9 protein-coding genes are annotated in these 21,272 nt (G+C 64.4%); 7 read left to right on the forward strand and 2 right to left on the reverse strand.

Going from position 1 to position 21,272, the window contains the following annotated elements:
- The first annotated feature begins 38 nt into the window (after positions 1-38).
- From macA to JC616_RS09010, 3 genes are read left to right on the forward strand one after another with little or no spacing between them, the layout of a single operon-like run.
- Positions 39-1,232, forward strand: coding sequence for a macrolide transporter subunit MacA (macA, locus tag JC616_RS09000; RefSeq protein WP_227107825.1), 1,194 nt, complete (start codon positions 39-41; stop codon positions 1,230-1,232).
- Complete coding sequence (macB, locus tag JC616_RS09005) at positions 1,229-3,163, forward strand: macrolide ABC transporter ATP-binding protein/permease MacB (RefSeq protein ID WP_227107827.1); 1,935 nt, start codon at positions 1,229-1,231, stop codon at positions 3,161-3,163. The genes macA and macB overlap by 4 nt, the downstream gene beginning before the upstream one ends.
- Before the next feature lie 4 nt (positions 3,164-3,167).
- Positions 3,168-4,541 (forward strand): efflux transporter outer membrane subunit, encoded by a 1,374-nt coding sequence (locus JC616_RS09010; protein ID WP_227107828.1) that lies wholly within the window; start codon positions 3,168-3,170, stop codon positions 4,539-4,541.
- Between the two features lie 100 nt (positions 4,542-4,641).
- Here the strand turns inward: JC616_RS09010 and JC616_RS09015 are convergent, their stop codons facing one another.
- Together JC616_RS09015 and JC616_RS09020 are read right to left on the reverse strand one after the other, a co-directional pair.
- A complete protein-coding gene (locus JC616_RS09015) occupies positions 4,642-5,064 on the reverse strand; it encodes a hypothetical protein (protein ID WP_227107830.1) in 423 nt (140 codons plus the stop codon).
- A 664-nt stretch (positions 5,065-5,728) separates the two neighbouring features.
- Positions 5,729-6,553 carry a hypothetical protein gene (locus tag JC616_RS09020; protein ID WP_107801110.1) on the reverse strand — a complete coding sequence of 275 codons (825 nt, stop codon included), beginning with the start codon at positions 6,551-6,553 and terminating at the stop codon, positions 5,729-5,731.
- 362 nt (positions 6,554-6,915) lie between these two features.
- On the opposite strand from JC616_RS09020, the gene JC616_RS09025 reads away from it, so the two are divergent.
- From JC616_RS09025 to JC616_RS24500, 4 genes are all read left to right on the forward strand, one after another.
- Positions 6,916-9,063 carry a type I secretion system permease/ATPase gene (locus tag JC616_RS09025; RefSeq protein ID WP_227107832.1) on the forward strand — a complete coding sequence of 716 codons (2,148 nt, stop codon included), beginning with the start codon at positions 6,916-6,918 and terminating at the stop codon, positions 9,061-9,063.
- Between the two features lie 8 nt (positions 9,064-9,071).
- On the forward strand, positions 9,072-10,493 hold the full coding sequence (locus tag JC616_RS09030) for an HlyD family type I secretion periplasmic adaptor subunit (protein WP_227107834.1): 1,422 nt from the start codon (positions 9,072-9,074) through the stop codon (positions 10,491-10,493).
- Positions 10,494-11,022: 529 nt separating this feature from the next.
- Positions 11,023-12,222 carry a glycosyltransferase family 4 protein gene (locus tag JC616_RS09035; RefSeq protein ID WP_227107836.1) on the forward strand — a complete coding sequence of 400 codons (1,200 nt, stop codon included), beginning with the start codon at positions 11,023-11,025 and terminating at the stop codon, positions 12,220-12,222.
- 236 nt (positions 12,223-12,458) lie between these two features.
- Positions 12,459-21,230, forward strand: a complete 8,772-nt coding sequence (locus JC616_RS24500; protein ID WP_264372999.1) for a calcium-binding protein — start codon at positions 12,459-12,461, stop codon at positions 21,228-21,230.
- Positions 21,231-21,272: the final 42 nt, after the last annotated feature.

The following is a 21,272-nucleotide window of genomic DNA, read 5'->3' on the forward strand; positions in this document are numbered from 1 at the left end:
GCCACATGACATTTTGGAAGCGTTGGATTCGTAAGCTTTTGCTCCCCCTGTATTTGATCGGCTCCTTGCAAGGACGCCGCCGCGTCAATCTGGGCCGGCGGCCGTGGCGCAACGGCATTGCGCTGCTGGCCGTCCTGGCGCTGGCCGCCTGGGGGCTTTGGCTGTGGCTGGCGCCCAAGCCGGCGCCGCAGGTGCTGACCGCGGAGGTGACCCGCGCCGATCTGGAGGACGTGGTGCTGGCCAGCGGCGTGCTGAAGCCGCTGCGGCAAGTGGACGTGGGCGCCCAGGCCAGCGGACAGTTGAAAATCCTGAAGGTGGCGGCCGGCGACCGAGTCGGCAAGGGCGAGCTCTTGGCCGAGATCGATCCGGAAAACAGCCTCAACGATTTGAAGGTTTCCGAGGCGCAACTGGAGTCCCGCGTGGCTCAGCTGCGCAGCAAGCAGGCCACGCTGCGCCAGGCCGAGCGCGAGCTGGCGCGCCAGAAGCAGATGATGAGCGAGGGCTCCACCTCGCAAAAAGACCTGCTGGCGGCGGAAACCGCCTATCAGAGCCAGACGGCGGAGCTGGACGACTTGCAGGCGCAGATTCGCCAGAACCGTTTCCAGATCGACAAGAACCGCACCACGCTGGGCTATACCCGCATCACCGCGCCGATGGACGGCGAGGTGATCGAAATCGTCACCCAGCAGGGTCAGACCGTGATCGCCAGCCAGACGGTGCCGGTGATCCTGAAACTGGCGGACCTGAGCACGATGACGGTGCACGCCCAGGTGGCCGAGGCCGACGTGATTCGCGTCAAGGCCGGGCTGCCGGTGTATTTCACCGTGTTGGGGGCGCCGGACCGGCCCATCCGCGGCAAGCTGCGCGCCATCTTGCCGACGCCGGAAAAAATCAACAACGCCAACTTCTACAAGGCGCTGTTCGATGTGAAGAACATGGACGGCAAGCTGCGCGTGGACATGACCGCGCAGATCAGCATCGTGCTGGCGGAGTCCAAGCAGGCCTTGAATATTCCGCTGAGCGCGCTGGGTGCGGCCGGCAAGGATGGACACCACAGCGTCAAGGTGCAGGGCAAGGACGGCCAGCTGCATGAGCGCCAAGTGCGCATCGGCCTGAAGACTGCCACCCGTGTGCAGATCCTGGATGGTTTGAAAGCCGGCGAGAAAGTGGTGACCAGCGAAGCCGGCGGCAAGGAAGAAGAACCCAGCGGCAGCGTGATGGTGAGCGCATGAGCGGAGCCAGCCTGACGCTGTCCGGAGTGTGGCGCCGGTTTCCGTCCGGCGATGAAGAAGTGGCGGTGCTCAAGGAGGTCAGCCTGGACATCCGCGCCGGCGAGATGGTGGCCATCATCGGCGCCTCCGGTTCCGGCAAGTCCACGCTGATGAACATCCTGGGCTGCCTGGATCAGCCCTCGGCCGGTCATTACCAGGTGGGCGGGCGCGACGTGGGCGCGCTGGACAAGGACCAGCTGGCCACGCTGCGGCGCGAGCATTTCGGTTTCATCTTTCAGCGCTACCACCTGTTGCCGCATCTGAGCGCCATCGACAATGTGGCGATGCCGGCGGTGTACGCCGGCATGAGCCAGGAAGCGCGGCGCGAACGCGCGCGCCAGCTGCTGGCGCGGCTGGGCCTGGCCGGCAAGGAAGACTACCGCCCGGGCCAGCTGTCCGGCGGCCAGCAGCAGCGCGTGTCCATCGCCCGGGCGCTGATGAACGGCGGCGACATCATCCTGGCCGACGAACCCACCGGCGCCTTGGACAGCCACAGCGGCGAAGAAGTGATGGCCATCCTCAAGGAACTGCACGCCGCCGGTCACACCATCATCATCGTCACCCACGACCCGTCCATCGCCGCGCAGACCGAACGCATCATCGAGATCCGCGACGGCGAGATCCTGCGCGACAGCGCCGCCGACGCGCCGCGTCCGGTTGTGGACGCGCGCGAGCCGCGCCGGCCCAAGCCCGGCCCGGCCTGGCGCGAACGCATGAGCGAAGCCTTCAAGATGGCCATGCTCGCCATGCTGGCCAACCGGCTGCGCACCGTGCTCACCATGCTGGGCATCATCATCGGCATCACCTCGGTGGTGTCCATCATCGCGGTGGGCGAGGGCGCGCGCAATTACGTGCTGAACGACATCCGCTCCATCGGCACCAACACCATCACCGTGTACCGCGGCAAGGACTGGGGCGACGACAAGGCCGACGGCGTGCGTACCTTCTTGCCCGGCGATCTGGCCGCGCTGGCCGAGGAACCCTATGTGGACAGCGTGTCGCCGGTCACCAGCAACAGCCTGCGCATCCGCTACCGCAATGTCGACGTCAACGCCTCGGTGTCCGGCGTGGACAGCACGTATTTGCGCGTGCGCGGCTTGAAAGTGGTTGCCGGCCTGGGTTTCAGCCGCGACGACGTGCGCATGCAGCGCCAGGTGGTGGTGATAGACAACAACGCCCGCCGCAAACTGTTCGCCGACGCGGACGCCATCGGCCAAGTGGTGCTGGTGGGCAGCGTGCCGGCCACCGTGATCGGCGTGGTGGAAACCAAGGACAACGGCGGCGGCAAATCGCTGCAAATGTGGATGCCCTACAGCACCGCCGGCAGCCGGCTGTTCGGCCAGGCTTATTTCGACTACATGGTGGTGCGCATCCAGGAAGGCCAGCCCACCGCGCTGGCCGAAAAGGGGATCAGCCAACTGCTGACCTTGCGCCATGGCGGCAAGGACTTCTTCACCTTCAATATGGACGAGGTGCTGAAAACGGTGGAAAACACCAGTCGCACCCTGGCCCTGTTGCTGACCCTGATCGCGGTGATTTCACTGGTGGTGGGCGGCATCGGCGTGATGAACATCATGCTGGTGTCGGTGACCGAGCGCACCCGTGAAATCGGCATCCGCATGGCGGTGGGCGCGCGCCAGTCCGACGTCTTGCAGCAATTTCTGACCGAGGCGGTGCTGGTCTGCCTGGTGGGCGGGGCCATCGGCATCGGCCTGTCCTACGGCATCAGCTTTGTGTTCGCGCTCTTGGTCAGCAAGTGGAAAATGGCCCTGTCGCTGAAGGCCATCCTCCTGGCGGTGGCGTGTTCCACCGCCATCGGCGTGGTGTTCGGCTATCTGCCGGCGCGCAGCGCGGCGCGTTTGAATCCGATTGACGCCTTGGCGCGGGAGTAAGTGTTTGACGCTTTGGAAATCCAATCTCACTGTTTTGGGCCTGGCCCTCTTGCTGGCCGGCTGCCAGAGCACGCCGTATCAGCGCCAAGCGCTGGAAGCGCCGGCGCAATGGCGCGGCGCCCCGTCCCACGCCCAGGCGGACATGAGCCGCGAGCGCTGGTGGCAAGGCTTTGACGACGCCGGTTTGCTGGCGGTGCTGGAGCAGGCGCGCAGCCGCAACCCGGATCTGAGCATCGCCCTGCTCAAGCTGCGCAAGGCCCAGCTCGCGGCAGGTTTGGAGCGCAGCGACGCCTTGCCCTCCTTGAGCGGCGACATCAATGCCGGGACCAAGCGCACGCTGGGAGAGTCCTCGGCCTGGAGCCGCAGCAGCGGCGGCAGCTTGAACACCAGTTACGAGCTGGACCTATGGGGGCGGGTGGACGCGCGCTTGCGCGCGGCGGATCAGGAGTTCCGCGCCAGCGCCTATGACGAAGCCGCGGCCCGCCTGTTGTCGGACAGCGCCGCCGCCGGCCTGTACTGGGACATCGCCGCGCTCAAGGCGCGGCAGACGCTGGGGCAGGCGGATCTGGCGGACCTGCGCCGCATCCAGGCGCTGGCGGAAGCCAAATGGCGCGCCGGCGCGACGAGCGAACAGGACGTCACCCAGGCGCGCAGCGCGGTGCTGAGTCAACAGGCGGACTTATTGGGGCTGGCCGAGGAGCGCGGGCAAAAGGAAAACGCTTTGGCGCTATTGCTGGACCACCCGTCCGGCGCGGCGCTGCCGGCTATCGCCGCGCTGCCGCTGGAGCCCGCCTTGCCGGCGATAAACGCCGGCCTGCCCAGCAGCCTGTTGGAGCGGCGGCCGGACCTGATGGCCGCGGAAGCGCGCTTGCGCGGCAAGCTGGCCAAGGTGGACCAGGAGCGCGCGGCCTTCTTCCCGGCGCTGAAACTGACCGGTTCGCTGGGCTCCAGCAGCGGCGCGCTGAGCAGCCTGGTGCAAAACCCGCTGCTGACGCTGGGCGCGTCCCTGTCCTTGCCCTTCCTTGAGTGGCGCAAGCAAGGCCTGCAATTGAAGAGCAGCCAGGCTGATTACGAGCTGGAAACCGTCAGTTTCCGCAAGACCTTGTACAGCGCTTATCAAGAGGTGGACAACGCGCTGAGCGCGCGCCAGCGGCTGCAAGGCTCCGCTCGCTTGCAAGCCGACGCGCTGGCCTTGAACCGGCGCAGCGAACAACTGGCGGAAAGCCGCTACCGCGCCGGGGCGGTTGACGTGCAAACCTGGCTGGACGCGGCCAAGGCGCGGCGCGGCAGCGAGTCCGCGCTGATCCGGCTGCGTCAGGAGCAATTGAAAAACCTGGCGGATGTTTACAAGGTGTTGGGCGGCGCGCCAAGCGCCTGAAGTGCCTCGCCGGGAGGCGAGGCGGAACCCAAGCAAGGCTCCGCCTGCGTATGGAATACAGGGCGGGCTCCGTCCGAGGGCGGAATCACCGCCCGCCGTGCTAGAGGCCGAAGCGTTCCTCTAACTGCCTGCGCCTGCTCTTGCCGGCATGCATCTGATGCAGGCTGTCCACGTGGCGGTAAACCTTCACTTGCTGCGCGCCCAAGAACAGCATCTGCTCCAGATAATTGAAAAAGCCAATCCAGTAGCCGCGCTGCTCACGCGCGTTGAAGTCGATGTCTCGCGCCACCCGGCTTAGCAGGCCGTAGCCCACGTAATAACGATTATCCTTCAGCCATTGCAGCAGGTGAGCCGCGCATTCGCGGCCGTAGGCGCACATGGCGTCGAAGTCATCGTCGGCTTCCGGCATCTGCCAGTAATGCGGATAGTCGCGCTCCGGGATGTAGCGGACGAAGGGGAGCAGGGTTTCCTGCTGTTCGATGGCGGCCAGCTTGTAGCGGCGGCGGGGTAGGATAGGGGACATGCTGTTTCTCCTGCTGTGACACAAGATAAACCGCCTGCCTGAAAAGCGAGGTATTGGGCAGGCGCGTGGCAGGATTGGCGTTACCGTGTACACAAACCGGCGAGTGCATGACACTCTCCCACCATGCACCTGCCAAGTGGCATAGCCATGGTAAAGCAGGACCGCACCCAGATGAGGTGCGAGTCCGTTGTGTACAGGGCGGGACGCCAATCCCGGCGCCGCTAATGAGAGCGGCGCCCGGGGATTGTCGCCGACGGGGCGGGGAGGGTCAAGGCAGGGCAGCCGGACGGGGAGGCTCTAAGAGCCTGTTCACGATCTTTTGTCTGTGCTTTGAAACACGGTTTGGTGTATCGGAAACCGCGTATCCGATGCGCCCCAACTCCCTTCAAGCCTGCCGTCGGGTGGCAGGCCCGAGGTTTTAAGCGGCTGCTTTGTTTGAGCGATTTGACGTTAGCAAATCGCGAGTTCAGCCGCGCCTCGGGCCTGACGGGACCCGGCGGGAAGCCGCAGGCCAGGCTTGCAGGGCGGCCTTTGGGGTGAAGGGGAATTTGGCCGCGCAAATTCCCCTTCCTGCCCGCCGGGCAGCCCCGGCAATGCAAACTATCATCCGCGCAGCGGATTCCAGGCCTTGGAGCCATCACTCAGAAAGATCGTGAACAGGCTCTTAGATCACCGCCCACAGTCCGCAGATCGCGAACAGGATCAGCACCCCGGTCAGGATCTGGGCGGTGGTGCGTTCTTTTTGCAGCGCCCGTTTCAGGTTGTCGTGCACGCTTTCCAGTTTTTCCAGCCGCTGTTCCAGCTCGGCGCGGGTTTCGTCCTGCCGCGCCAGCGATTGCAGCATCGCCTCGCCGCCCACCTCGGTGATCAGTTCCTTATTCCATACCCCCAGCAGCTTGTTGACCTTGTCCTTGAAGTACAGCGCGGAACGCTGGTTGGCGTCCTGCCATTCAAATTCAAAGCCCTGGCTGGCGTAAAAGGCGTTGCGTTGCAGCCGTTCTTCTTCCGACGAGGTCTGGCTCATGGCGATCATGCCGGGGCTGATGGCGTGATCCGGACAAATGCCCTTGGCCCAGGCGATGACGCTGGCGAACAGAAAAGCGTCGAGTCCGGTGCCGACAAAGCCGGGGCTGGCCTGCACGCCGCTTTTGGGGCCGAAGGTGACAGTGCGGCTGGGCCGGTCCACGCGCACCCAGGCGCAGTTGTGGGCGGCTTGGAAATGGCTGTCCTCGCCCTCGAACAACTGCCAGCGGTGGCCGTCGGCGCGGGCGTAGCCGCGAAACTGCAGCCGGAAGAAGTCGGATTGCTCGGTCATGGCCCGGCTGCGCTGCAAGATGCCGTAAATGGGCGTGCCGTTGGCGGTCAGCGTCAGAATGGTCTCGCCCAGCGGAATGGCCAGCGTGGCCAGGGTGTTTTCGTTTTCCGGAGCGCGGAGCACCGGTTCTTCGGCGGTGGGCGCCGGGTTGGCGGCCTGGTTCGGACTGGTCATCTGCTGCCTATGCTGGGGTGTTCTGGGGGCCTGTTTGCGGTGGTCATCAGGCGCTGGGCTCGTGAACGGGCGGACGGCCGCCGCGGGCGGGCGTCACGGGACGCTTATTGTACCAATCTAGACGGCTTGGGGAATCCTTGCTCGCATGACATCCGGCATGAGGGCAAACGGCGCCCAATTTGGCGCGCTGCACGGTCAATGCGTAGTTTTACTTAGAATATTGCAGATCAATAAAAGCTTTATTTCAAACAAACACTTATTGGTTGCGCTAAATAATCACATAATAAAATGTGAATGTGTTACTTGTATTGGGTAATGGTGTGGCATATCGTGCCCCCAATCATTAAATACAATCGGTCATTATGCTTGCTCAAACGGATACGGACGGTTCTGCCTCCTCCGCAAACATCAGCGATTTGGGCTTGCTGGGCCTGGTCCTGCTGGCCCAGTTCCACGGCGTAGCCGCCGACCCGGCGCAACTCACCCATCAATACGGCCGCCAGGCCGAACCCTTCAGCGAAACCGACCTGCTGCTGGCCGCCAAAGGTCTGGACCTTAAAGCCCGCATCGTCAAACAAAGCCCGGACCGCCTCAGCCTGACCGCCTTGCCGGCGCTGGCGCTGCGGCCGGACGGCGAACACTTCATCATCGCCCGCTGCGACGGCGACAAAGTGCTGATCCACGACCTCAAGCACGGCCGGCCGCAAGTGCTGAGCCAGGCGGAACTGACGGCGCGCTACGCCGGCCGGCTGCTGCTGATGGCCTCGCGCGCGTCGGCGGCGGGGGCCTTGGCCAAGTTCGACTTCACCTGGTTCGTGCCGGCCATCGTCAAATACCGCAAGCTCTTGCTGGAAGTGCTGGCGGTGTCGCTGGTGTTGCAGCTGTTCGCGCTGGTGACGCCGCTGTTCTTCCAGGTGGTGATGGACAAGGTGCTGGTCAACCGCGCCTTCAACACCCTGGACGTGATCGCCGTCGGGCTGTTGATCCTGTCGCTGTTCAATGTGGCGCTGTCGGCGCTGCGCAGCCACGTGTTCGCCCACACCACCAGCCGCATCGACGTGGAACTGGGGGCGCGGCTGTTCCGCCACCTGCTGGCGCTGCCGCTGGCCTACTACGAAGCGCGGCGGGTGGGGGACACCGTGGCGCGGGTGCGCGAGCTGGACAATATCCGCAACTTCCTCACCGGCCAGGCGCTGACCACGGTGCTGGACCTGCTGTTCTCCTTCGTGTTCCTGGCGGTGATGTGGTACTACAGCGGCTGGCTGACCCTGATCGTGCTGGTGTCGCTGCCGTGCTACGCGCTGTGGTCGGCCGGGCTGACCCCGCTGCTGCGGCGGCGTCTGGACGAGAAGTTCGCGCGCGGCGCCGACAACCAATCCTTCCTGGTGGAAGCGGTGGGCGGCATCGGCACCATCAAGGCGATGGCGGTGGAACCGCACATGACCCGGCGCTGGGACAACCAACTGGCCGCCTACGTGGCCGCCGGCTTCCGCGTCACCCGGCTGGCCAATATCGGCCAGAACGGCGTGCAACTGATCCAGAAACTGGTCACCGTCGCCACCCTGTGGCTGGGCGCGCGGCTGGTGATCGCCGGCGAGCTGTCCGTCGGCCAACTGATCGCCTTCAATATGCTGGCCGGCCAGGTGGCGGCGCCGGTGGTGCGGCTGGCGCAACTGTGGCAAGACTTCCAGCAGATCGGCATCTCGGTGGAACGGCTGGGCGACATCCTCAACACCCGCAGCGAACTGCCGGCCAGCCGCGCGGCGCTGCCGGCGATCCAGGGCCGCATCCAGTTCGACCAGGTGGTGTTCCGCTACCGGCCGGACGGCCCGGAAATCCTGCGCGGCCTCAGCCTGGACATCCGGGCCGGCGAAGTCATCGGCATCGTCGGCCGTTCCGGCTCCGGCAAAAGCACGCTGACCAAGCTGGTGCAACGGCTGTACGTGCCCGAATCCGGGCGCGTGCTGGTGGACGGCAACGACCTGGCGCTGGCGGACCCGGCCTGGCTGCGGCGGCAGATCGGCGTGGTGCTGCAAGAAAACCTGCTGTTCAACCAAAGCATCCGCGACAACATCGCGCTGGCCGAACCCGGGCTGGCGCTGGACCACGTGATCCAGGCGGCCAAACTGGCCGGCGCCCACGACTTCATCATGGAACAGGCCGAAGGCTATGACACGATGGTGGGCGAACACGGCGCCAGCCTGTCCGGCGGCCAGCGCCAGCGCATCGCCATCGCCCGCGCGCTGATCAGCAAGCCGCGCATCCTGATCCTGGACGAAGCCACCAGCGCGCTGGACTACGAATCCGAACGCGCGATCATGCAAAACATGCGCGCCATCTGTCAGGGTCGCACCGTGCTCATCATCGCCCACCGCTTGAGCACCGTGCGCGGCGCCAGCCGCATCATCGCCATGGACCAAGGCCGCATCGTCGAAAGCGGCCGCCACGAAGACCTGCTCCGCCAGCCCGACGGCTACTACGCCCGCCTGCACAGCCTGCAACAAGGATAAACCCGTACATGAAGCACCAACTGCACGCGCTGCGCGACTTCGCGCGGCGCTACCGGCAGGCCTTTGCCGCGCACTGGGCCATCCGCCGCCAACTGGACCCCCAGCCGCGGCGCGAAGACGAACTGGCCTTCCTGCCCGCCCACCTGGAACTGACCGACAGCCCGCTGTCCCCGCTGCCGATGTGGAGCATGCGCCTGATCGGCGCGCTATTCCTCATCGCGCTGCTGTGGTCCGCGCTGGGCCGGCTCGACATCGTCGCCGTCGCCGGCGGCAAGACCGTCAGCGGCGGCCGCACCAAAATCCTGCAGCCGCTGGAACCCAGCGTGGTCAAAGCCATCCACGTGCGCGACGGCCAGCAAGTCAAGGCCGGCCAAGTGCTGATCGAACTGGACGCCACCAGCGCCAGCGCCGACAAACAAAAAGCCGACGACGCCCACGCCGCCGCCGCGCTGGCCGCCGCGCGCTACCAGGCGCTGCTGAACGCGCTGGACAGCGGCCGGCTGCCGCAGCTGCCGGCCACCCCCGGCGTCGCCGACAGCCAGAGATTGGCCGAAGAAAGCCTGGCGCTGGGCCAATGGCGCGGCTACCAGGCCAAGCTCGAAGCGCTGAACGCCACCCTGCGCCAACGCCAGGCCGAACACGCCACCACCCGCCAGCAAGTGAGCAAACTGCAAGCCACCGGCCGCATCGCCGCCGCGCGCGAACACGACTACCAAGACCTGCTGGCCAAGAACTTCATCTCCAAGCACGCCTACCTGGACAAACAACAAGCGCGCATCGAACAGGCAGGCGACCTGGCCAGCCAGCAAAGCCGGCTGCAAGAACTTGACGCCGCCATCGCCGGGCAAGAACAAGAACGCAAAGCGCTGCAAGCCAACTTCCGCAGCGAGGCCCTCGACAAACTGCGCGAAGCGCGCGAACAAATGCGCCAATACGGCGAAGACCAGAAAAAGACCGGCCAACGGCAGGCGCTGACCCGGCTGACCGCGCCGGTGGCCGGCAGCGTGCAGCAACTGGCCATCCACACCGTGGGCGGCGTGGTCACCGAAGCGCAGCCGCTGCTGGCGGTGGTGCCGCGGGACGAAACCCTGGAAATCGAAGCGCAGATCGAAAACAAAGACATCGGCTTTGTGCGGCCGGGACAGGCGGCCACCGTCAAAGTGGAAAGCTTCCCCTACACCCGCTACGGCTACCTGGACGGCGTGGTGGACAGCGTCAGCCACGACGCGATGCAAGACGAGAAGAAGGGCTTGGTGTTCCTGGCGCGGATCCGGCTGAAGCAAGACCACCTGAGCATAGACGGCGCGCGGGTGCGGCTCAGCGCCGGCATGACGGTGAGCGCGGAAATCAAGACCGGGCGGCGGCGGGTGATCGACTACTTCCTGAGTCCGCTGCAACAGCACGTGGGCGAAGGCCTGCGCGAGCGTTGAGATGAAATTAAGGGGAGCTCACTAATAACGTTTATGGTGGTTTGGATATTTTGATGGCAAGTGTTGATGGAAATAAATTTTATTTGTGAGTGCCACGGTTTTTCAATATTGGAGTGGCAGTGGTGAGTGAGCTTGTTTGTTGAATAGGCATGCTATTGATGCTGGGGGTTTGTTGTGAAATATGCTAGAGACTTAGGTCCTTTATTGGTGCGCACAATTGATGGGTTTAGTGCGCTTGTTTGGGTTTTTGTATTTGGTGCGCTTTTTGTTAGGTCGATTGGGTTGAGTGGTTTTCATTTTGAGCAACTTAAATTTGTGTTTTTTCAATTCATTTCATTTCTTGTTTTTATTAGGTTTAGAGTGGGTGACTCAGGCTTGAATTTGAAAACAAATTATTGGGGTGTGATTAATGTTAATGCGTTTGGGGTTTTTATGTTGCTAATAGGCGGGCTATAGGGATGTGTCTCCATAAAAAAAGGCAGCAGCCCGCTGCAACAGCATGTTGGCGAAGGCCTGCGCGAGCGTTGAGATGAAACTGCTGCTGATCCATCAAAACTTCCCCGGCCAACTGCGCCACATCGCCGAACACCTGACCGGGCGGTCGGACATCGAGCTGCTGGCGGTGGGGCGCGACAGCGCGCCCGGCCTGGCCGGCGTCAAACTGCTGCGTTACCGGCCGCACCGCGGCCCGTACCGGCACACCCACCCCTATCTGCACAGCTACGAAGACGCGGTGCTGCACGGCCAGGCCGTGCTGCGCGCCTTACAGCCGCTGCAACAGCGCGGCTACCGACCGGACGTCATCCTGGCCCACCCTGGCTGGGGCGAAACCCTGTTCCTCAAAGACCTGTTCCCGGCGGCGCGGTTGATCCACTACAGCGAGTACTACTACCACGGCCAAGGGGCCGACGCCGACTTCGATCCGGAATTCCCGCTCAGCCTGGACGGCGCGGCGCGGCTGCGGGCGCGCAACGCGCTGCACCTGCTCAACCTGGAACACGCCGATCACAGCGTCACCCCCACCCACTGGCAACACAGCCTGCACCCGGCGGCCTACCGGCCGAGCGTGCAGATCCAGCACGAAGGCATCCGCTGCGGCCAACTGGGGCCGGACCCGACGGCGACGCTGGCCCTGCCCAACGGCCGGACGCTGCGCGCCGGCCAGCCCATCGTCAGCTATGTGGCGCGCAACCTCGAACCCTATCGCGGCTTCCACAGCTTCATGCGCGCGCTGCCGGCGCTGCTGCGGCAACGGCCGGACAGCCAGATCGTCATCGTCGGCGGGGACGGCGTCAGCTACGGCAGCGCGCCGCGCGACGCGGCCAACTGGCGCGAAAAATTGCTGCGGGACAAGCCGGTGGACCCGGAGCGGGTGCACTTCCTGGGCAAAGTGCCATACGAGGTTTACCGAAAGGTGCTGCAAGTGTCGGCGGTCCATGTCTACCTGACCTATCCCTTCGTGCTGTCGTGGAGCCTGCTGGAAGCAATGGCCAGCGGCTGCCGCATCGTGGCGTCGGACACCGCGCCGGTGCGGGAAGTGATCCGGGACGGGGAGAACGGCGAGCTGACCGACTTCTTCGACGCGGCGGCGTTGGCGGAGAAGGTGGGGGCGGCCTTGGAGACGGACGGCGGCGGGCTGCGGCGTGCGGCGCGGGAGACGGCGGCGCGTTACAGCGTGGAGGCGGGGCTGGCGGGCTATCGACGGTTGTTGGGTTTGCCGGCGGAGTGAAGGCGGCTTAGAGCCTATTCAAAGTCTCGCGAGCAAGGGCGAGACAAGGCGAAAACCACTGAGAAAGCGGAATGTACAAGTGGTACACGAGTATTTCGAAGGGGGTTTCAACGCCGTATCGCCGAAGCGCAGCAGACTTTGAACAGGCTCTTAGGCGGTGGAACCGGCAAGAGCAGTACCAAGCAGTAAATCGTAGTGCGTGATGACACAAACAAATATTGATAAGGAAACAAGTTATGACGACAAGCGTAACGGGCAGCGACCTGGGCGGCGTGCTGGAAGGCGGCCCGCAGGACGATGTGCTCAAGGGCGGTGCCGGCAACGACACCTTGAACGGCTATGACGGCAATGATCTGCTGCAGGGCGGCGCCGGCGACGACGTGCTCAACGGCTATGCAGGCAACGACACGCTGGAAGGCGGCGCCGGCGACGATTTGCTCAATGCCGGCAGCGGCAACAATGTGTTGGCCGGCGGCGAGGGCAACGACACCCTGATCGGCGGCGCGGACAAGGACATCTATCTGTTCAATCTGGGCGACGGTTTCGACACCATCACCGACAACGCCCAGGACAAGCGCGACGCGGCGGATACTGATCCGGCCTACCGCGACGAGTTGCGCTTCGGCCCGGGCATCCGCCCGGAAGATATCCAGCTGGAGCATGTGGGCGACGATTTGCTGCTGTCCCACCGCAACGGCGACGACGCGGTCACCATCAAGGGCTGGTTCGCCGACAAGAGCTTCTGGATCGAGCGCATCGTATTCGCCGACGGCGGCGAATGGGGCATTAACGATCTGGCGCAGCGCGTGATCGTGCAGACCGGCAGCGAGCGCAAGGAAATCCTCAACGGCTGGCTGGGCAAGGATCATCTGATCGGCCTGGGCGGCAATGACGTGCTGAACGGCCGCGGCGGCGACGATCTGTTGGACGGCGGCGCCGGCAATGACAAGTTGTTTGGCGAAGACGGCAACGACACCTTGCTGGGTGGCGACGGCGACGACACCCTGGACGGCGGCAGCGGCAACAATGTGCTGCACGGCGGTCGCGGCAACGATCTGCTGATCGGCGGCGCCGGCGCCGATGTTTACCTGTTCAACCTGGGCGACGGCGTGGACGTGATTCGCGACGCCGGCGGCGTGGACGTGTCGGTGAAAGACGAAATCCGTTTTGGCGCCGACATCCTGGTCAAGGACGTCAGCGTCAGCCGCCAGGGCGACAACCTGGTGCTGATCCACGTCAACGGCAGCGACCGCCTGGTGGTGGAAGGCTATTTCGCCAGCGCGTCCAGCCGTATCGAGCGCATCGTGTTCGCCGAAGGCGTGGTCTGGACCCAGGCCGATATCAAGCTGACCCAGCTGGGCGGCAGCGGCAACGATACCTTGATCGGCTGGGAAGGCAGCGATCTGCTGGACGGCGGCGCAGGCGATGATTCGCTGATCGGCGGCGGCGGCAACGATACCTTGATCGGCGGCCTGGGCAATGATGTGCTGGTCAGCGGCGGCGCGGGCGTTAGCGTGCTGATCGGCGGCGCGGGCAACGACACCCTGGTGGGCGGCGCCGGCGCGGAGATTTACCAGTTTGGCCTGGGCGACGGCGCGGACGTGATCGCCGCGCACGGTGTGGACGTCAGCGTGACCTTGCAGGACCGCATTGTCTTTGGCGTCGGCATTTCGGTGGACGACATCCGGGTGGAGCGCCAGGGCGACGACATCGTGCTGATCCACGCCAACGGCCGCGACTCCATCACCATCCAGGCGGGCTTCAGCCTTGAGCATGGTTGGCATGGCCAGATCGTGTTCGCCGACGGCAGCGTCTGGCTGGGCGCGGAACTGGCGCAGAAACTGTTGGAGGTGCAGACCGGCGGCGATGACGACGATCTGCTGCTGGGCTCCGGCCAGTCCGATCTGTTGGACGGCGGCGCCGGCAACGATACTCTGATCGGCAACGGCGGCGAGGACACCTTGCGCGGCGGCGCCGGCGACGACCAGCTGCAAGGCGGCGTCAGCGGCCACACCACGATGGAAGGCGGGGCCGGCGACGATGTGCTGATCGGCAACAAGGGCCGTGAAACCTTCGTCTTCGGCGTGGGCGACGGCCGCGACCTGATCAACTACGGTGCCCAGATCGGCAAGATCGCCGCCTTGAGCGCCAACGATGAAATCCGCTTCAAGGCCGGCATCAGCGCCAAGGACATCCGCGTGCTGCGCGCAGGCAATGACCTGCTGTTGCAGCATGTCAACGGCCAGGACAGCATCCGCGTCAAGAACGGCCTGGTCGACAAGACCGGCTGGGCCGGCGTGGTCTTGTTCGCCGACGGCTCCAAATGGAGCGCGGCCGAGCTCTTGACCATGGTGGTGGCCGCGGGCGGCACCAGCGGCAAGGACGTGCTGACCGGCGGCAAGGGCGGCGATCTGCTGGACGGCGGCGACGGCGACGATACGCTGATCGGCGGCGGCGGCAACGACACCCTGAAGGGCGGCGCCGGCAACGACGTGCTGATCAGCAGCGGCGGCGGCACGGCCATCCTGGAAGGCGGCAAGGGCAACGACACCCTGCAAGGCGGCAGCGAACACAATATCTATGTGTTCAATCTGGGCGACGGCAACGATGTGATCATCAACAATTCGCTGAACGTGTCGGTGGGCGTGAGCAGCGAAATCCGCTTCGGCGTCGGCATCGCGGTGACCGACATCACCGTGGTGCGTATTGGCGACGACGTGCTGTTGCAGCATGTCAACGGCAGCGACTCGGTGCGCATCCAGGGCTGGTTCAGCAGCCAGAGCATGCAAGTGGGCAGCGTGGTGTTCGCCGACGGCGGCAGCTGGACTGCAGTGCAGATCAACCAGTTCGTCAAAGGCGTCTATGTGGGCGGCAGCGGCAACGACGCCTTCCACGGCGGCAGCGGCAGCGATCTGCTGGAAGGCGGCGACGGCGACGATACGCTGATTGGCGGCGGCGGCAACGACACCTTGCGCGGCGGCAACGGCAACGACGTGCTGATCGCCACCGGCAGCGGCACGGTGATCCTGGACGGCGGCAAGGGCAACGACACCTTGCGCGGCGGCGCGGACCGGAACATCTATGTGTTCAATCTGGGCGACGGCGGCGATCTCATCATCAACAGCTCGCTGAACGTATCGGTGGGCATGAGCAGCGAAATCCGCTTTGGCGCGGGGATTTCGGTGACCGACATCACCGTGGTGCGCGTAGGCGACGACATCGTGCTGCAACACGTCAACGGCAGCGACTCGGTGCGCATTCAGGGCTGGTTTAGCAGCCAATTGTCCCAGGTGGGCAGCGTGGTGTTCGCCGACGGCAGCAGCTGGACTTCGGTGCAGATCAATCAGTTCGCCGCGGGCATTTTCATCGGCACCAGCGGCAACGACGTCCTCAAGGGCGGCAAGGGCCATGACCTGCTGGACGGCGGCGACGGCGACGACGTGCTGATCGGCGGCGGCGGCAACGACACCCTGAAGGGCGGCGCCGGCAACGACGTGCTGATCAGCAGCGGCGGCGGCACGGCCATCCTGGAAGGCGGCAAGGGCAACGACACCCTCAAGGGCGGCGGCAGCCAAGACATCTACGTCTTCAATCTGGGCGACGGCCGCGACGTGGTGATCAACAACTCCTTGAACGTCAGCGTCAGCCACCAGAGCGAAATCCGCTTTGGCGCCGGCATCTCGGTGACCGACATCACCGTGGTGCGCGTGGGCGACGACGTGTTGCTGCAACACGTCAACGGCGTGGATTCGGTGCTGATCCAGGGCTGGTTCCTCAGCCAGAGCAACTGGGTGGGCGGCGTGGTGTTCGCCGACGGCAGCAGCTGGACCTCAGTGCAGATCAATCAGTGGGCCAGCGGCATCTATATCGGCACCGCCGGCAATGATGTGTTGATCGGCGGCGCGGGCGGCAGCCTGCTGGACGGCGGCGCCGGCAACGACACCCTGATTGGCCGCGGCGGCAACGACACCTTGAAGGGCGGCGCAGGCAACGACGTGCTGGAAGGCGGCGCCGGGCGCAATGTCTATATCTTCAATCTGGGCGACGGCCAGGACACCATTCGCTATGGCGAAAAGGGCGTCAACCTCGCTTGGAGCAGCTACGAGGAGATCCGCTTCGGCGTGGGGATTTCGGTGACCGACATCACCGTGGTGCGCATTGGCGACGATGTGGTGCTGCGACATGGCAACGGCGTGGACAGCATCACCATCCAGGCCGGCATGTCGGTGCAGAGCTCATGGTCCGGCAGCATCGTGTTCGCCAACGGCGGCAGCTGGAGTCTGCTCGAACTGATCAGCCTGGCGGCCGTGACCCTGAACGGCACCGACGGCGCGGATACGCTGAAGGGAGCCAAGGGCAATGACGTGATCTTCGGCCTGGCCGGGGATGACCAGTTGTTCGGCAATGAAGGCAACGACAGCCTGTTCGGCGGCGCCGGCAACGACACCCTGTACGGCGGGGTTGGCAACGATCTGCTGGAAGGCGGAACGGGTAACGATAGCCTGTACGGCGAAGACGGCAACGACACGCTGCGCGGCGGCGCTGGCAACGATTCACTGAACGGCGGCAACGGCGCCGATCTGCTGGAAGGCGGCGACGGTGACGACACGCTGATCGGCGGCGAAGGCGGCAGCTGGCGTGAAGAGGCGGACACCTTGCGTGGCGGCGCCGGCAATGACCAGTTGAGCACGGCGTGGTATGGCTGGAACGGCACCTTTGAGGGCGGCACCGGCAATGACACCATGACGGGCGGTTTTGGTCGCGACGTGTATCTGTTCAATCTGGGCGATGGCCAGGATCTGATCATTGATCGGGCGCGGGAAGCGACGGATGTGGACACGTTCCGCGATGAACTGCGCTTTGGAGCGGACATCAAGGAAAGCGATATCCAGGTGCTGCGTAGCGGCAACGACATGGTGTTCCGCCACGTCAACGGCCAGGACAGCGTGACGGTGAAGGATTGGTTTGGCGATCGTTTGAACTGGATCGAGCTGATCACCTTCGCCAGCGGCGTGAAATGGACCGCGTTCGATCTGATGAAGCAAGGCGTGCCGCTGATTGGCACCGAGCTGGGCGACACGCTGCGCGGCGGCAATGTCGATGACTGGATGCTGGGCAACGGCGGCAACGATTCGCTGTACGGCGGCAACGGCAACGACCTGCTGGAAGGCGGGGCGGGTGACGACGGCCTGTTCGGCGAAGAAGGCAACGACACGCTGCGCGGCGGCGTCGGCAAGGACCTGCTCAATGGCGGCAACGGCGCTGACCTGCTGGAAGGCGGCGACGGCGACGACACGCTGATCGGCGGCGAAGGCGGCAGCTGGCGTGAAGAAGCGGACACCTTGCGAGGCGGCGCCGGCAATGACCAGTTGAGCACGGCGTGGTATGGCTGGAACGGCACCTTTGAGGGCGGCACCGGCAATGACACCATGACGGGCGGTTTTGGTCGCGACGTGTATCTGTTCAATCTGGGCGATGGCCAGGATCTGATCATTGATCGGGCGCGGGAAGCGACGGATGTGGACACGTTCCGCGATGAACTGCGCTTTGGAGCGGACATCAAGGAAAGCGATATCCAGGTGCTGCGTAGCGGCAACGACATGGTGTTCCGCCACGTCAACGGCCAGGACAGCGTGACGGTGAAGGATTGGTTTGGCGATCGTTTGAACTGGATCGAGCTGATCACCTTCGCCAGCGGCGTGAAATGGACCGCGTTCGATCTGATGAAGCAAGGTGTGCCGCTGATTGGCACCGAGCTGGGCGACACGCTGCGCGGCGGCAATGTCGATGACTGGATGCTGGGCAACGGCGGCAACGATTCGCTGTACGGCGGCAACGGCAACGACCTGCTGGAAGGCGGGGCGGGTGACGACGGCCTGTTCGGCGAAGAAGGCAACGACACGCTGCGCGGCGGCGTCGGCAAGGACCTGCTCAATGGCGGCAACGGCGCTGACCTGCTGGAAGGCGGCGACGGCGACGACACGCTGATCGGCGGCGAAGGCGGCAGCTGGCGTGAAGAGGCGGACACCTTGCGAGGCGGCGCCGGCAATGACCAGTTGAGCACAGGGTGGTATGGCTGGAACGGCACCTTTGAGGGCGGTACCGGCAATGACACCATGACGGGCGGCTTTGCTCGCGACGTGTATCTGTTCAATCTGGGCGATGGTCAGGATCTGATCATTGATCGGGCGCGGGAAGTGTCGGATGTGGACACGTTCCGCGATGAACTGCGCTTTGGAGCGGACATCAAGGAAAGCGACATCCAGGTGCTGCGCAGCGGCAACGACATGGTGTTCCGCCACATCAACGGCCAGGACAGCGTGACGGTGAAGGATTGGTTTGGCGATCGTTTGAACTGGATCGAGCTGATCACCTTCGCCAGCGGCGTGAAATGGACCGCGTTCGATCTGATGAAGCAAGGCGTGCCGCTGATTGGCACCGAGCTGGGCGACACGCTGCGCGGCGGCAATGTCGATGACTGGATGCTGGGCAACGGCGGCAACGATTCGCTGTACGGCGGCAACGGCAACGACCTGCTGGAAGGCGGGGCGGGTGACGACGGCCTGTTCGGCGAAGAAGGCAACGACACGCTGCGCGGCGGCGTCGGCAAGGACCTGCTCAATGGCGGCAACGGCGCTGACCTGCTGGAAGGCGGCGACGGCGACGACACGCTGATCGGCGGCGAAGGCGGCAGCTGGCGTGAAGAGGCGGACACCTTGCGAGGCGGCGCCGGCAATGACCAGTTGAGCACAGGGTGGTATGGCTGGAACGGCACCTTTGAGGGCGGTACCGGCAATGACACCATGACGGGCGGTTTTGGTCGCGACGTGTATCTGTTCAATCTGGGCGATGGTCAGGATCTGATCATTGATCGGGCGCGGGAAGTGTCGGATGTGGACACGTTCCGCGATGAACTGCGCTTTGGAGCGGACATCAAGGAAAGCGACATCCAGGTGCTGCGCAGCGGCAACGACATGGTGTTCCGCCACATCAACGGCCAGGACAGCGTGACGGTGAAGGATTGGTTTGGCGATCGTTTGAACTGGATCGAGCTGATCACCTTCGCCAGCGGCGTGAAATGGACCGCGTTCGATCTGATGAAGCAAGGCGTGCCGCTGATTGGCACCGAGCTGGGCGACACGCTGCGCGGCGGCAATGTCGATGACTGGATGCTGGGCAACGGCGGCAACGATTCGCTGTACGGCGGCAACGGCAACGACCTGCTGGAAGGCGGGGCGGGTGACGACGGCCTGTTCGGCGAAGAAGGCAACGACACGCTGCGCGGCGGCGTCGGCAAGGACCTGCTCAATGGCGGCAACGGCGCTGACCTGCTGGAAGGCGGCGACGGCGACGACACGCTGATCGGCGGCGAAGGCGGCAGCTGGCGTGAAGAGGCGGACACCTTGCGAGGCGGCGCCGGCAATGACCAGTTGAGCACAGGGTGGTATGGCTGGAACGGCACCTTTGAGGGCGGTACCGGCAATGACACCATGACGGGCGGTTTTGGTCGCGACGTGTATCTGTTCAATCTGGGCGATGGTCAGGATCTGATCATTGATCGGGCGCGGGAAGTGTCGGATGTGGACACGTTCCGCGATGAACTGCGCTTTGGAGCGGACATCAAGGAAAGCGACATCCAGGTGCTGCGCAGCGGCAACGACATGGTGTTCCGCCACATCAACGGCCAGGACAGCGTGACGGTGAAGGATTGGTTTGGCGATCGTTTGAACTGGATCGAGCTGATCACCTTCGCCAGCGGCGTGAAATGGACCGCGTTCGATCTGATGAAGCAAGGCGTGCCGCTGATTGGCACCGAGCTGGGCGACACGCTGCGCGGCGGCAATGTCGATGACTGGATGCTGGGCAACGGCGGCAACGATTCGCTGTACGGCGGCAACGGCAACGACCTGCTGGAAGGCGGGGCGGGTGACGACGGCCTGTTCGGCGAAGAAGGCAACGACACGCTGCGCGGCGGCGTCGGCAAGGACCTGCTCAATGGCGGCAACGGCGCTGACCTGCTGGAAGGCGGCGACGGCGACGACACGCTGATCGGCGGCGAAGGCGGCAGCTGGCGTGAAGAGGCGGACACCTTGCGAGGCGGCGCCGGCAATGACCAGTTGAGCACAGGGTGGTATGGCTGGAACGGCACCTTTGAGGGCGGTACCGGCAATGACACCATGACGGGCGGTTTTGGTCGCGACGTGTATCTGTTCAATCTGGGCGATGGTCAGGATCTGATCATTGATCGGGCGCGGGAAGTGTCGGATGTGGACACGTTCCGCGATGAACTGCGCTTTGGAGCGGACATCAAGGAAAGCGACATCCAGGTGCTGCGCAGCGGCAACGACATGGTGTTCCGCCACATCAACGGCCAGGACAGCGTGACGGTGAAGGATTGGTTTGGCGATCGTTTGAACTGGATCGAACAGATCACCTTTGTTTCCGGCACGAAGTGGACCGCCGATCAGTTGATGAAGCAGGGCGTGCCCTTGTTGGGCACCGAGCTGGGCGATACCCTGCGCGGCGGCGCGCTTGACGATTGGCTGGTTGGCAACGGCGGCCATGACGCCTTGTACGGCGGCGAGGGCAACGATCTGTTGGTCGGCGGCCGCGGCAACGACGTGCTTGAGGGCGGCAACGGCAACGACACCTATCAGTTCGAGCGCGGCGATGGCCAGGACGGCATCACCGACACCGGCGGCCAGGATGTGTTGAAGTTCGGCCAGGGCGTCAATGCCGACCAGCTGTGGTTCAAGCGTCAGGGCGCCAGCCTGGAGGTCAGCGTGATCGGCACTGAGGACAAGGTGTCGATTAACAACTGGTTCGGCAATGCCGCGAACCAGATCGAGACCCTCCAGTCCGGCGACGGCAAGGCCCTGGCGGCCAGTCAGGTGCAGGCGCTGGTCAATGCGATGGCGGCCTTCAATCCGCCGGCCGCTGGCCAGGTCAACCTGCCGGACAACTATCAGGCGGCTTTGCAGCCGGTGTTGGCGTCCAGCTGGAAGTAAATCGCTGAGTGGTTCTCTATAGACGGCCGGCCCCTAGGGGCC

This window comes from Chromobacterium rhizoryzae, assembly GCF_020544465.1.
Classification (GTDB): Bacteria; Pseudomonadota; Gammaproteobacteria; order Burkholderiales; family Chromobacteriaceae; genus Chromobacterium.

Coding starts and splice junctions, on each gene's coding strand:
- macB (WP_227107827.1), top strand. CDS start 1,229: ATGAGCGGAGCCAGCCTGACGCTGTCCGGAGTGTGGCGCCGGTTTCCG.
- JC616_RS09035 (WP_227107836.1), top strand. CDS start 11,023: ATGAAACTGCTGCTGATCCATCAAAACTTCCCCGGCCAACTGCGCCAC.
- JC616_RS24500 (WP_264372999.1), top strand. CDS start 12,459: ATGACGACAAGCGTAACGGGCAGCGACCTGGGCGGCGTGCTGGAAGGC.
- JC616_RS09025 (WP_227107832.1), top strand. CDS start 6,916: ATGCTTGCTCAAACGGATACGGACGGTTCTGCCTCCTCCGCAAACATC.
- JC616_RS09020 (WP_107801110.1), bottom strand. CDS start 6,553: ATGACCAGTCCGAACCAGGCCGCCAACCCGGCGCCCACCGCCGAAGAA.
- JC616_RS09015 (WP_227107830.1), bottom strand. CDS start 5,064: ATGTCCCCTATCCTACCCCGCCGCCGCTACAAGCTGGCCGCCATCGAA.
- JC616_RS09030 (WP_227107834.1), top strand. CDS start 9,072: ATGAAGCACCAACTGCACGCGCTGCGCGACTTCGCGCGGCGCTACCGG.